13 protein-coding genes are annotated in these 12,760 nt (G+C 64.8%); 6 read left to right on the top strand and 7 right to left on the bottom strand.

Annotated elements, in window-relative coordinates; translation table 11 throughout:
- The first annotated feature begins 132 nt into the window (after positions 1-132).
- Complete coding sequence (locus R3P93_RS21520) at positions 133-1,089, top strand: lipase (RefSeq protein WP_317534032.1); 957 nt, start codon at positions 133-135, stop codon at positions 1,087-1,089.
- A gap of 7 nt (positions 1,090-1,096) precedes the next feature.
- Here the strand turns inward: R3P93_RS21520 and R3P93_RS21515 are convergent, their stop codons facing one another.
- Positions 1,097-1,690, bottom strand: a complete 594-nt coding sequence (locus R3P93_RS21515; protein WP_094641303.1) for a suppressor of fused domain protein — start codon at positions 1,688-1,690, stop codon at positions 1,097-1,099.
- A gap of 70 nt (positions 1,691-1,760) precedes the next feature.
- On the opposite strand from R3P93_RS21515, the gene R3P93_RS21510 reads away from it, so the two are divergent.
- From R3P93_RS21510 to R3P93_RS21495, 4 genes are all read left to right on the top strand, one after another.
- On the top strand, positions 1,761-2,477 hold the full coding sequence (locus R3P93_RS21510) for a metallophosphoesterase family protein (RefSeq protein WP_149407938.1): 717 nt from the start codon (positions 1,761-1,763) through the stop codon (positions 2,475-2,477).
- Positions 2,467-3,330, top strand: coding sequence for a chromosome partitioning protein ParB (locus R3P93_RS21505; RefSeq protein ID WP_094641301.1), 864 nt, complete (start codon positions 2,467-2,469; stop codon positions 3,328-3,330). The genes R3P93_RS21510 and R3P93_RS21505 overlap by 11 nt, the downstream gene beginning before the upstream one ends.
- A 124-nt stretch (positions 3,331-3,454) precedes the next feature.
- Positions 3,455-4,909, top strand: coding sequence for an MFS transporter (locus tag R3P93_RS21500; protein ID WP_317534031.1), 1,455 nt, complete (start codon positions 3,455-3,457; stop codon positions 4,907-4,909).
- Positions 4,910-5,068: 159 nt separating this feature from the next.
- On the top strand, positions 5,069-5,353 hold the full coding sequence (locus R3P93_RS21495; RefSeq protein ID WP_317534030.1) for a hypothetical protein: 285 nt from the start codon (positions 5,069-5,071) through the stop codon (positions 5,351-5,353).
- Between the two features lie 64 nt (positions 5,354-5,417).
- Here the strand turns inward: R3P93_RS21495 and R3P93_RS21490 are convergent, their stop codons facing one another.
- The 6 genes from R3P93_RS21490 to R3P93_RS21465 all read right to left on the bottom strand — a co-directional run bounded on the left by R3P93_RS21490 (position 5,418) and on the right by R3P93_RS21465 (position 11,406).
- Positions 5,418-6,587 (bottom strand): ABC transporter ATP-binding protein, encoded by a 1,170-nt coding sequence (locus R3P93_RS21490; RefSeq protein ID WP_094641297.1) that lies wholly within the window; start codon positions 6,585-6,587, stop codon positions 5,418-5,420.
- Between the two features lie 5 nt (positions 6,588-6,592).
- Positions 6,593-7,426, bottom strand: coding sequence for a carbohydrate ABC transporter permease (locus R3P93_RS21485; RefSeq protein ID WP_032375916.1), 834 nt, complete (start codon positions 7,424-7,426; stop codon positions 6,593-6,595).
- Complete coding sequence (locus R3P93_RS21480) at positions 7,426-8,376, bottom strand: carbohydrate ABC transporter permease (RefSeq protein ID WP_094670643.1); 951 nt, start codon at positions 8,374-8,376, stop codon at positions 7,426-7,428. Before R3P93_RS21480 ends, R3P93_RS21485 begins: the two co-directional genes overlap by 1 nt.
- Positions 8,373-9,695: an ABC transporter substrate-binding protein gene (locus R3P93_RS21475; RefSeq protein ID WP_094688034.1), complete on the bottom strand. Its 1,323-nt coding sequence runs from the start codon at positions 9,693-9,695 to the stop codon at positions 8,373-8,375. The genes R3P93_RS21480 and R3P93_RS21475 overlap by 4 nt, the downstream gene beginning before the upstream one ends.
- Positions 9,696-9,890: 195 nt before the next feature.
- Positions 9,891-10,379, bottom strand: coding sequence for a general stress protein (locus R3P93_RS21470; protein ID WP_057475533.1), 489 nt, complete (start codon positions 10,377-10,379; stop codon positions 9,891-9,893).
- Between the two features lie 70 nt (positions 10,380-10,449).
- Positions 10,450-11,406, bottom strand: coding sequence for an HpcH/HpaI aldolase/citrate lyase family protein (locus R3P93_RS21465; RefSeq protein WP_300518839.1), 957 nt, complete (start codon positions 11,404-11,406; stop codon positions 10,450-10,452).
- Between the two features lie 59 nt (positions 11,407-11,465).
- Here R3P93_RS21465 and R3P93_RS21460 point away from each other — a divergent pair, with 59 nt between their 5' ends.
- On the top strand, positions 11,466-12,740 hold the full coding sequence (locus R3P93_RS21460) for a magnesium transporter MgtE N-terminal domain-containing protein (RefSeq protein WP_317534029.1): 1,275 nt from the start codon (positions 11,466-11,468) through the stop codon (positions 12,738-12,740).
- Positions 12,741-12,760: the final 20 nt, after the last annotated feature.

The following is a 12,760-nucleotide window of genomic DNA, read 5'->3' as shown; positions in this document are numbered from 1 at the left end:
TTCGGAGATTGGACAACGTCCAACAGAGTCCGACGGTCGTTGGTGATTACCCCGACCCCTTCCGGGTCACGATCCCGTCGGTCCTGACCGGATGAGACTGCAGAAGCCCTGCATCCTCGTCCGGAAGGATCGATGAGAATCCGCTCACTGGTACTGGCCGTCGCGATCATGACCGTCTGCGCACCGGGTACAGCGCATGCCGGGTCGAACCCCGATCTCGGTCCCGTGCTCACCGTCGCTCCGGCCGCCCTCGACCACGCCCTCACGTGCACCCCCGATCTGCCCGACGCCACCCGCGATCCGGTCCTGCTCACCCCGGCCTTCGCCACCGATCAGCAATCGTTCGGTTGGAACTATCTGCAGTCACTGCCCGCCGCTGGGATACCGGTGTGCAGCCTCTCGCTTCCCGACGAGGGCTACGGAGACCTTCAGGTCGCCGCCCAGTACGTGGTGCATGCGGTCCGCACCATGGCAGCCGACAGCGGTCGCCAGGTCGTCCTGATGGGTCACCAGCACGGTCCACTCGACGAGCTGTGGGCGTTGAAATTCTGGCCGGATCTGCCCGCGCTGGTATCGGATTTCATCTCGCTCGCCACCCCGTACAACGGCACCGACTCGGCGCGCTCGGGATGCGACGACTCGCAGGAGTGCCCGCCGGCGAACTGGCAGATCGCCACCGGATCGAAGTTCCTCACCGCGCTGGCGGCGCGTCCGTTGCCCGCGGGGCCCAGTTACACCTCGATCTACACGACATTCGACCAATTGATCTATCCACAACCGCACGCCAGCACCCTCGCCGGGGCCGCGAACATCGCCGTCCAGGACGTCTGCCCGCTCCGGCCCGTCGAACACTTCAACATCATCGGCGACAACGTCGCCTTTCACCTCGTCCTCGACGCGCTCGAACACGACGGACCTGCTGTGCGCGAACGCATCTCGGACGACCTGTGTTTCACCACCACGATGCCGAACCTGCGTTACGACGCAGATGCCGCGATCACCGGACTGAAGTACCTGGCCGAGGTGCCTCTGCACCTCATCTTCGATTCCGTCACTGCCGAACCGGAATTGGCGTCCTACGCGCGATGACTTCTCGTCAGAGACTGGCCGCAGATCGATTCGGATCGCGCACGTCGATCCCTGCCTCGGTCCAGGCCTCCCGCAGGGCCGCTGCACCGCGTAGACGCACCCACGCGGCCTCGGTGCCGGTCAACGGTACGGCGGCCAGAAAGCGAACCGGGTCGTAGGGCTCGGGCAGCGTCAGATCGGCGATATCGCTCTCGCCCAGCAGCACCGCGGTGAACGGCGCGTTGGTCCACAGCGGCTCGCCCAGGTCGAGCAGCGCGTCCTCGACGAGCACGACGCCCTCCACCGCGGGAGAGGCAGCGAGCACGGCCAGGGACTTGTGCACGCCCGACGCCACGCCTGCCCCACCGCGCAGAGTCAGCACCAGTTCGGCTCGGGGGCCGCGCGAGGGATCGGCGACGAGTTCGTTGGGGTCGGCCATGGGGTGACGAGAACAGCCGAGACTGACGTACCGGACCACGTCGGAGTCCGCGCCGAATCTCAGCACGTCCAGTGACTCGAGGCCGAGGAACGTCACCGACGCCGACGACGGATTCTCGTCGCCGATCTCGGTCACCAGATGTGCGCGTACCGCTTCGATGACACTGTCGCTCACCTGACCCATCCAACACCACCGATGCCCGAGAAGTCCGTTCGGAGGTACCACCGCACCGGAGGTGGGTACCGTCGTACCCGTGGTCTCCGTTCTCGCAGTTGCCGACGAAACGATCGAATCCCTGTGGAGTCCGCAGGTGAAGTCGCTCGGAGTCGACCTGATTCTCGGCGCGGGCGACCTCCCGTTCGATTACCTCGAGTACCTCACCGACGCGCTGAACGCACCGTGTGTGTTCGTGCCGGGCAATCACGACGCGGACCTCACCGGATACTCGGCCGGGCGCGCAGGGTGGATGCGTGCCGGGCTGCCCGCCACCTGGCCCGGACCGGTCGGTGCCGTCAACGTCGATCGTCGCATCGTGTCGGCGGCAGGCCTGCGGATCGCCGGTCTCGGCGGGTCCATCCGCTACAACGGTGGGCCCAATCAGTGGACCCAACGGCAGCAGCGACGTCGATCACGAACCCTGACCCGGACGTTCGCGTGGCATCGCAACGTGCGCAAGGACCTTCGGCCCGTCGACATTCTGCTCACCCACAGTCCTCCGCTCGGCGTCGGCGACGACACCGACCCGGCGCACATCGGTTTCGACTGTCTGGACGAGGTGACGCGTCGACTCTCCCCACAGTTGTTGTTGCACGGCCACATTCATCCGCACGGTCACACCCCGGACGATCTGACCCTGCACGGCGCGGCGGTGATCAACACCGTCGGATACACCCTCCTCGAGATCGAACCGGGCGGCGAGAGACCGGATTTCGAGACACCCAAGATCGTGAGGCGCAGACATGGCACGTGACACCGGATTTCCGGCCGCCGATGCGGAGAACGACTTCACCCGCCAACGCCGCCGCGCCGACGTCGCACGTCTGGTCGGGTGGCTGCGTCGTCAACCCGACGACGTCAACACCATCCTGCCGTTCGACGAGGTGGTCGCCGCCCTCGGCAAGGTGGGCGAGCGTCACCTCGGCCTGCAGGTCATCCGCGTCGAGACCATCGTCGGCAGTGTCGATCGCACGCGCGATTTCGATCGATTCTTTCGGCCGACGTCGGCGCGCATCCGCGAACGCTGGCAGCGACTCGCGGCTGCTCAGCGCCGCGGCGAGGCGATGCCGCCCATCCAGGTGTACCGCATCGGTGGCATGCACTTCGTCGTCGACGGGCACCATCGAGTCTCCATCGCCTTCGCGATGCACCGGACGTCGATCGACGCCGTGGTCACCGAGATCATCACGCGCATCTCCCCCGAAGGCATCACCCGACGTGGCGATCTGCTCATCAAGGATCACCGGCGCATCTTCCTCAGTCGTGTCCCGTTGGTGGGCAAGGCACGCGAGGCCGTTCAGGTGACCGATCCGTTCGATTACGCCCAGCTGAGCGAATCGGTGGAGGCATGGGGCTTCCGGTTGATGCAGGAGGTCGGTGAATTCGTCGACCGCGGTACCGTCGCGCGGCGCTGGTTCGGAGAGGAATACCTCCCGGTCGTGCGCATGGTGCGGGCTGCGGAGATCCTCGAGGACCGCACCGACGCGGAGGCGTACCTGTGGATGAGCCGGGAGCGTTACCGCCTGGTGCGCGAGCACGTGTGGAACGACGAGATCGTCAGCGAACTGCGACAGAAGGCGCTGGGCAAGCCCACTCGCCCGCAGTGACACGATGCCGTCGTCGGGGCCCGCTTCCCTCGTTCGGCAATATCTGATAATCACTTAGATGCATTCAACAATTTATTTGCGTCGGTTCCAGTGCATTTTCGACAGGTAACGAGGTAGTTCTTCCATGTCCACCCGCCGCATAATGCTGCCCGGACTCTGTTTCATCGTCATGACTCTCGCCGTTCTGCAGACGATGGTCGTCCCCATCGTCGGAACCATCGGCACCCAACTCGGCGTCAGCACCACGGCCGCCGGTTGGGTACTGACGGGCAACCTCCTCGCAGCGGTCATTGCCACCCCCGTCATCGGACGACTCGCCGACCTGCACGGCAAGCGGCCGGTTCTCATCGGTGTACTCACCGTCGTCCTCGCCGGGTCCTTGCTCGCAGCCCTGACGCACTCGCTGCTCTGGTTGATCGTCGGTCGCGTCCTGCAGGGAGTGTCCTATGCCCTGTTCCCCATTGCGCTGGCCGTACTGCGCGACGAGATGCCCCCACGAAAGCTCGTCGGCTCGATGGCCGTCCTGTCCGGGACACTGGGCGTCGGCGGCGGCTTCGGACTGGTACTGACCGGGTTGCTCACCGCCAACGGAGCCGACTACCACCGCGTGTTCTGGCTCACTGTCGTGTTCGTCGTGCTGGCCCTCGCGATCGCCTGGTTCGGCGTGCCCGCGCGACCGAAGACCAGCGGTGGCACCGTCGACTGGTGGGGTGCGGCAGGACTCGCCGTGACCCTCCTGCTCCTGTTCCTCGCGTTGACACAAGGCCGCACCTGGGGCTGGGGTTCGGTGGCCACCATCGGCTGCGCCCTTGCCGGTGTACTGACGGGAACGCTCTGGTGGCTGCTCGAGAAGCGCACCGCCGAACCGTTGGTCGCGCCCCGAATGCTCACCCACGGTCCGCTGCTCGCCACCAACGTCGCCACCGTGTTCGTCGGTATCGGGATGTTCGTCAACTTCCTCGCCTGCTCGTACTTCGTACAGACACCACGAGCTGTGGCGGGCTACGGCTTCACCGCCAACGTTCTCGAGGCCAGCGTCGTGTACCTGCTACCCGGTGCGGCGGTCGGTGTGGTTGCCGCCGTCCTCAGCGGTCGTCTCATCCGGTCCTTCGGGCCGCGCCGAGTTCTGATCGCAGGTGCGGTGATCGGCCTGGTCGGCTTCGTGTTCGTCGCGCTGGCTCACGATCACACCTGGCAACTGATCACCGCCGGTGTGGTCATCAACGTGTTCGTCAGTCTCGCGTTCGCTGCCCTGCCCAACCTGCTCATGGCCGAGGTCGATGCAGCGGACACCGGAGTGGCCAACAGCGTCAACTCGATCGTCAGAACCGTCGGCACGTCGATCGCAAGCGCAACACTGTCCACCGCACTGGCCATGTTCGCCATCGACGGGACCGGGGTCGCCCGTGAAATCGTCTACACCGCGGCCTTCGCCGCCGGTGCGGTGGCCTGTCTCGTCGTCGGACTGGCGGCCCTGGCCATCAAGAGCACTCCGACCACCGGCGAATCGGTGGTCGGCGGCCGCAGCGAACCGGCCGTTCCGGCTGGCAGTACTGCCAGGTCTGCACCGACGACCTGACCACCGCCCGTGCTGCGACCAGGGAAGACGCACGAAATCTCGGGCGACGCTCCTTGGCAGAAAGCTCGTAATGTGCTGGGAGGTAGCAGTTTTCCCTGTCGCGGGCCCATCGTGTCGACCTAACGTCGGAGAAGTACGAACACCGACGAAAGGGAACACATGAACACCCGAAAGATTCTCACCCGCGCAGCAGTGACCGGGGCTCTGGTGGCCGTTCCTCTGGTGGCGATGGCAGGCACCGCGTCGGCCGATCCACTGTGGACGGATCGGGGCGACAATCACACCCGATACGACGACAACCGAAACGACGGGCCGAACCAGTTCGAGCTCCCCGAGCTGTTCCCCCAGGCACCGGCACCGCAGCTGCAGAACCCGGCACCGAACGTGGTGCCGTTCAACTTCTTCCAGGGCTACCAGCTGCCGAGCACCGGCTCTGCGTTCTGAGTGCTCCGCAGTGGTGCGGTTATGTGCCCCAGCGGGTACTCAACCGCACCACTGCCGTAGGCACTTACAGCGTCAGGTTCGCACCCGAGGCCTGGTCGAACACCGAGATCTTCGCCGGGTCGAACCACAGTTCCACCTGACCACCCTCGGCGGCCTTGGACTCGGCGGCGAGGCGGGCAACCACCTGTGCGCCACCGAGATCGGCGATACCAGCGTCGGCTGCGAGCTCCTGCAGCTCGCTGGATTCGACCCGGGCACCCTTGAGCGTGAAGTAGACGTACTTGTCGCTACCCATCGACTCGAGCACGTCGACGGTGGCGGTGAAGGTGGCACCGCTCATCTTCTGGTAGCCGTCGATCAGGGCTGCGTCCTCGAAGTGCTCGGGGCGGATGCCGACGACCACCTCGCGACCCGGGTTCTTGGCCTTGATCGCGTCCATCCGCTCGAGCGGGATGTCGATCTCACCGAGCGCGGTCGAGACACCGTTCGCGGTGAGCTGTCCGGGAACGAAGTTCATCGAGGGCGATCCGATGAAGCCGCCCACGAACAGGTTTCGCGGCTTGTCGTAGAGCTCCTGTGGAGAACCGATCTGCTGCACCAATCCGCCGCGCAGCACCACGACGCGATCGCCGAGGGTCATGGCCTCGGTCTGGTCGTGCGTGACGTACACGGTGGTGGTGCCGAGCCGCTTCTGCAGACGTGAGATCTCGGCGCGAGTCTGCACGCGCAGCTTCGCGTCGAGGTTGGACAGCGGCTCGTCCATCAGGAACGCACTGGGGGTACGAACGATGGCGCGGCCCATGGCAACTCGCTGACGCTGACCGCCGGAGAGGTTCGCCGGCTTGCGGTCGAGGTGCTGACTGAGGTCGAGGATCTTGGCTGCCTCTTCGACCTTGCTGTTGATCTCCGACTTCGAGAGCTTCGCGAGCGTGAGAGGGAAGGCAATGTTCTGCCGCACCGTCATGTGCGGATACAGCGCGTACGACTGGAACACCATCGCGATGTCGCGATCCTTCGGTGCCTTCTCGTTGACGCGCTCCCCCGCGATGCGCAGCTCGCCGGACGAGATGTCCTCTAGACCGGCGATCATGTTGAGCGTCGTGGATTTTCCGCAACCGGACGGGCCGACGAGGATGATGAATTCGCCGTCGGCGATGGTGATGTCGACGTCGCTGACGGCAGCCGCGCCGTCGGGGTAGAGCTTGGTGACTTTGTCGAGAACGATTTCGGCCATGACGGTTATCCCTTCACTGCGCCGGACGTCAAGCCCGCCACGATACGTCGTTGGAAGAAGAGCACGAAAATGATGATCGGGATCGTGATGACGACTGCTGCCGCCGCGATCGATCCCGTTGGCTCCTCGAACTGAGAGCTACCGGTGAACTGCGAGATGGCCGCCGGGACGGTGACCGAACGTTCCGTCGCCGTCAACGAGATGGCGAGCAGGAGGTCGTTCCAGGCGAAGATGAACACCAGAATGGCGGCGGTGACGATGCCGGGTGCGGCCAGCGGGGCGATGACCTTGCGGAACGCCTGTGCGGGCGTCGCGCCGTCCATCTTCGCTGCCTTCTCCAGCTCCCACGGAATCTCGCGGAAGAAGGCCGACAGGGTGTAGATCGCCAACGGCAACGCGAAGGTGATGTACGGAATGATCAGTCCCGGCCAGGTGTCGAACAGTCCCAGCGAGCGGGAGATGTCGAACAGCGGTGTCACCAGGGAGATCTGGGGGAACATCGCAATGAGCAGTGCTGCACCGACCAGAGCCTTCTTTCCCGGAAAGTCCAGACGCGCAACGGCATACGCGGCCATCGTGCCGATCACCACGGCGATCACGGTGGTGATCAGTCCGATACCGATCGAGTTCACCAATGCCGAGGTGAACTGATTGGTCGAGAAGATGCCCTTGTAGTTGTCGAAAGTGATCGAACGAGGAATGAAGTTGCCGTCGGCGATGGTGGCCGTCGACTTGAACGAGAGGCTGATGATCCACAGCAGTGGAACGAGTGCGTAGAGCAGGACGAGGACGTTGACGACCGTCCAACCGACCTTCTTGCGAGGCGTAACAGTGGTCATTACTTGCGGCCTCCGTCGTCGGATCCCGGTGCCGATGCACCGAACAACTTGATGAACACGAACGCGATGATCGCGACGCAGAAGAAGATCAGAATGCTGATCGCCGACCCGAGCCCGAGGTTGAACGCACCGAAGAGGTTGTTGTAACCGAGAATCGAGACCGATCCGGTTTCGTTGCTACCGCGGGTGAGGACGTAGATGTTGTCGAAGATGCGGAACGCGTCGAGGGTGCGGAAGAGCACCGCGACGAGAATCGCCGGCTTCATCAACGGAATCGTGATGCGCATCAGCCTGGTCCACGCACCCGCTCCGTCGACCTCGGCCGCCTTGAGCAGATCGTCGGGTACCAGCGCCAGGCCTGCCAGCAGAAGCAGCGCCATGAACGGCGTCGTCTTCCAGACCTCGGCCAGTACGACGATCGCCAGCGACGGGAACTGCTCGGTGAGCGGAGCACTACCGTCGGGCAGCAGATTGGCGAGGTAGCCCGTGCCGGGGGTCCACGCGTAGTACCAGCTGTACGCGGCGGCCACGGTCACGATGCCGTACGGGATGAGCACCACGGTGCGTACGAGTCCGCGACCGAAGATGGTGCGGTGCATGACCAGAGCCACGGCCAGGCCGAGGATGAACTCGATGATCACCGAGATGATCGTGATGCCTGCCGTCACACTGAACGCCGTCCACCAGTAGCCGTCGGACAGCACGGTCACGTAGTTGGAGATACCGACGAATTCACGATCCTCGGGGAATGCGAGGTTGTACTTCTGCAGACTGAGCCAGAACGCGTAGATGATCGGATACCCGGTGACCGCGATCATCAGCAGGGCGGCGGGTGCGATGAGCATCAGCCCCAGGCGACGTTCGGCCTTCTTGCCGTCGGAGACGTTCTTCAGGGCCGCCTGCTTGTCGACAGGCTGCGATGCGGGCTGTGACTCGGTGGTGGCGCTCATGGAATCAACCCTTCGGAATTGACGGCCTTGGAGACCAGATCTGCGAGCTTGTCCACGTCGGCCACCGGATCGATGTTCTGCGGCGGGTTGAGCGCATCGGTCAGCAGAATCGAAATGCTCTGGTAGGCAGGCGAAACGGGTCGCACAGCCGCAGATTCGATGGAACCGAGAACCCCTTCCCACGCGGGATAGACGGCCTGGAACTCGGGATCGGAGTACAGCGACTTCAGTACCGGCGGCACACCACCGTTGACGGCGTTGTTGCGCTGGTTCTCCTCGTTGGTGAGGCACTCGACGGCCTCCCACGCGAGATCCTCGTGCTGAGTGGTCTTCGCGACACCGATGTTGAAGCCACCGATGGTGACCTTCGCGGGCTCGCCCGGGTTCACCTCCGGATACGGGGCGCTACGGAAGACCTCGGCGATGCGTGCGTCCTGCTGATCCTCGGGCACCGTCGACAGGTCGAGGAACGAGACGGCACCGGCAACGGCGTTCTCCTTCAACCCGGGCAGCACGAACGGGTAGTTGACCTGGAATGCCATCCGTCCCGATTCCATGCCGAGGCGGGCAGTTGCCTCGTCGCTCTGCGAGACCGAGGGATCGCGGCCGTCGGCCGTGGCCACTCGCTTGATGATCTCGAGAGCTTTCTCGGTGGCGGCGCGATGCTCGGGAGTGTCGTTCAGCGTCACCGTCGTTCCGTCCTCGGCGACGACCGAACCACCAGCGCTCTCGAGCAGCGAGTTGAACCAGACCATGAAGCCCTCGTACTGCTTTGCCTGAACGCCGATCTGTGCAGGCTTGCCCGCCGCCGCATTGGCCTCGGCCACGTCGATCAGCTGATCCCACGTCTGCGGCGGCACTCCGTCGGGCACCTCGTCCGGGCGGTACCAGAGCAACTGGGTGTTGGAGTTGAGCGGCACCGCGTACAGCTGATCCTGCCACTCTGCCGTGGCGAGTGGGCCCTCGAGCGTGGCACCGTCGCGCAGCTTCTCGGACAGGTCCTCCGGGACGGGCAATGCCCATCCGGCCTCGGCGAACTCGGCCGTCCAGACGACGTCGAGTGTCATCAGATCCAGCGTCCTGTCGTTGCCGGCGAGGCGCCGCGCGAGCTGGAGCCGCTGATCGTTGGCGCTCTTGGGCAGAGTCCGTTGCTCCACTCGGTAGCGGCCGTTGGAGGCGTCGGAACACACCTGTGCCGCAGCGGCGTACTGCTCTGCGCCGTCTGCGGCAGTGTAGAAACTCAGAACCGGAACCGAACTGTCGGACGAACCACACGCTGCGAGCAACGGACTCGTGACCAGAGCCGCTGCCGCCAACACCCCTATCCTCGTTGCTTTTCCACGCCTACGACCACGATGTCTCGGCACTTTCCGCCTCCGTACGTTCAGTTACTCGCGCAGCACATTGTGTGGGACTGCCGTGCACGAAAGAAACGTAACCGAACTCACTGGCATAGAGGGCGATTTGGGGCTATTCCGTTACCTGTCGGTTGCCTGGTCGTCCACCAGGTGTGATCAGATCGACAGTTTGGCGAGCAGGTCGCGTGCTTTCTCCGCGGTTCGCGGCTCGCAGATGACGTCGTATCGGCCCGCGACCAACTGCATGCTCGACGCGAAATCTCGCTGTCCCTTGGTGGCCGCGTACGGAATGGACGCCGAGATCAGGCCGAAGATGATGCCGCCGCCGACGCCGATGAGCAGCGCTCCGAAGATGTTCTCACTGAAGATGCCGAGGACCAGGCCGAGGAAGACTCCCAGCCAGGCACCCGAAACAATGCCTCCACCAATGACTTTGGGCCAGGTGAGGCGGCCGAGCACGCGTTCGACCTGCATCAGGTCGACACCGACGATCGTCACGTCCTGCACCGAGAACTCTTCGTCGGAGAGGTAGTCGACAGCGCGCTGCGCCTCGGCGTAGGTGGGGTAGGAACCGATAGGCCAGCCGGAGGGCGGAGTCGGCAGGCCCTGCCCTGGGCGACCGGGTTGTGAGAGGGGATTTGTCATGGCTCCATTGTGCCCCGAAACGGACAACCGGCACACCCGTTGTAGCGGTTCACAGCAGGTTGACGGTCGGTCAGGACGTGGGCGGCACGAAGGCGGTCGTACGCGTCATTCCTGCCGCGCGACCCTTCGCCGAGACGACGAGCGCCATCTTGCGGCTCGCCTCGTCGATCATCTCGTCGCCCAACATCACTGCGCCGCGACCGCCGCCCGCCGCGGAGGTGTGGAACTCGTACGCGTCGAGAATCATCTCGGCCTTGTCGTAGTCGGCCTGACGCGGCGCGAAGATCTCGTTGGCGGCCTCGATCTGCGTCGGGTGCAGCACCCACTTGCCGTCGAAACCGAGGCCTGCCGTCCGGCCCGCCGCCCGGCGAAAGGCGTCGAGATCGCGAATCTGCAGATACGGACCGTCGATCGCCTGCAGTCCGTGTGTTCGGGCGGCGAGCAGAATGGTCATCAGAATGTGGTGGTAGGCGTCGCCCGTGTCGTATCCGACCGGCTGCTCACCGACGACCAGGGTGCGCATGTTGACGCTGGCCATCAGGTCTGCGGGACCGAACACCAGGGTTTGCACCCGCGGGCTCGCGGTCGCGATCTCGTCGATGTTGCGCAGACTGCGGGCGCTCTCGATCTGGGGCTCGATCCCGATGGCTCCGACGTCGAGTCCGTGCTCTTTCTCGAGCTGCGTGAGCAGCAGATCCAACGCCTGCACGTGCGCGGCGCACTCCACCTTCGGCAGCAGGATGGCGTCGAGATTGCGTCCGGCACCGGACACGACGTCGATGACGTCCCCGTACGTCCACTGCGTCGTCCAGTCGTTGACGCGCACCACCTTGATCTGATCGCCCCAACCATCGGAGTTCAGCGCATCGACGATGCGCGCGCGGGCCTCGACTTTCGCGATGGGCGCGACGGCGTCTTCGAGATCGAGGAAGATCGCATCGGCAGGCAGTCCCTTGGCCTTGGCGATCATCTTGTCCGAACTGCCCGGAACGGCCAGTACCGATCTCCGTAGGCCCGACGCATTCACCGCAGCACAACCCCTGTCTGATTCATCGTCTGTATCGCCCAACCTCTAACCTTGCCATCATGGCAGCACTGAGCAAGGTATTCGCGGCCAGGCTCGCCGGCCTGGGCGTCCTGGGCCCCGACGGCGAATCCATCGGCCGAGTTCGCGACGTGGTCATCTCGATGCGGGTCGGCAGAGCGCAACCCAGAGTCCTCGGCCTCGTGGTCGAATTGGCAACTCGCCGAAGAATTTTCGTGCCGATGCTCAGGGTCACCAGTATCGAGCCCAACTCGGTTCAACTCACGACCGGCAACGTCAGTCTGCGGCGATTCACCCAGCGCGCGAACGAGATCCTGGTGTTCGCCCAGATCCTCGACTCGAAGGTGCGCGTCGACGACCCCGAACTCGACGAGCTGCACGACACCGATTCCATCGTCGTCGATCTGGGTATCGAGCTCACCCGAACGCGGGACTGGGTCGTCGCGCGAGTGGCGGTGCGCAAGCAACGTCAGCGCCTGGCGCGCCGCGGTGCCATCCACGTCGTGGACTGGCTGCACGTGCAGGGACTCACGCAGAACGAACTGTCGATGCCCGATCAGGGTGTGGCACAGCTGCTCATGCAGTTCGAGGACCTGCGCGCGGCCGACGTCGCCAACGCGATGCGCGAGCTTCCCGTCAAACGACGCATGGAAGTCGCGCGGGCCCTCGACGACGAGCGGCTTGCCGACGTCGTCCAGGAACTGCCCGACGACGATCAGGTGGAGCTGATGCACTACCTCGGCGTCGACCGCGGTGCCGACGTGCTCGAGGCCATGGACCCCGACGACGCCGCCGACCTCCTCGGAGAGCTGCCCGAGACCGAAGCGGAATCGCTTCTGCGACTGATGGATCCGGAGGACTCCGCACCCGTCCGACGGCTGCTCGAACACTCCCCCGACACCGCCGGTGGTCTGATGACCCCCGAACCCGTCGTACTCACCGCGTCGACGACGGTGGCCGAAGCGCTCGCCCGGGTACGCAACCCCGACCTGACGCCCGCGCTCGCCTCACTGGTGTTCGTGGTGCGGCCGCCCACCGCCACTCCCACCGGGCCGTACCTCGGCTGCGTACATCTGCAGCAGTTACTTCGAGAACCCCCGGCGAGTCTGGTCGGCGGCGTGGTGGACAGCGCTCTGCCGCGCTTGTCGCCCGAGGACAGCCTCACCGCCGTGACGAGATACTTCGCGACGTACAACCTCGTCTGCGGCCCGGTGGTCGACGACGAGGACCACCTGGTCGGGGCCGTGACCGTGGACGACGTCCTCGATCACCTGCTGCCCGAGGACTGGCGAGATCAGGAAGTGGCGGGACAGTGAAAGAAACAGCACGCCAGAGA

Source organism: Rhodococcus cerastii, assembly GCF_033042195.1.
GTDB lineage: Bacteria > Actinomycetota > Actinomycetes > Mycobacteriales > Mycobacteriaceae > Rhodococcoides.
Note: the sequence above shows the minus strand (reverse complement) of the source record. Positions and strands in the feature narration are given on the sequence as shown.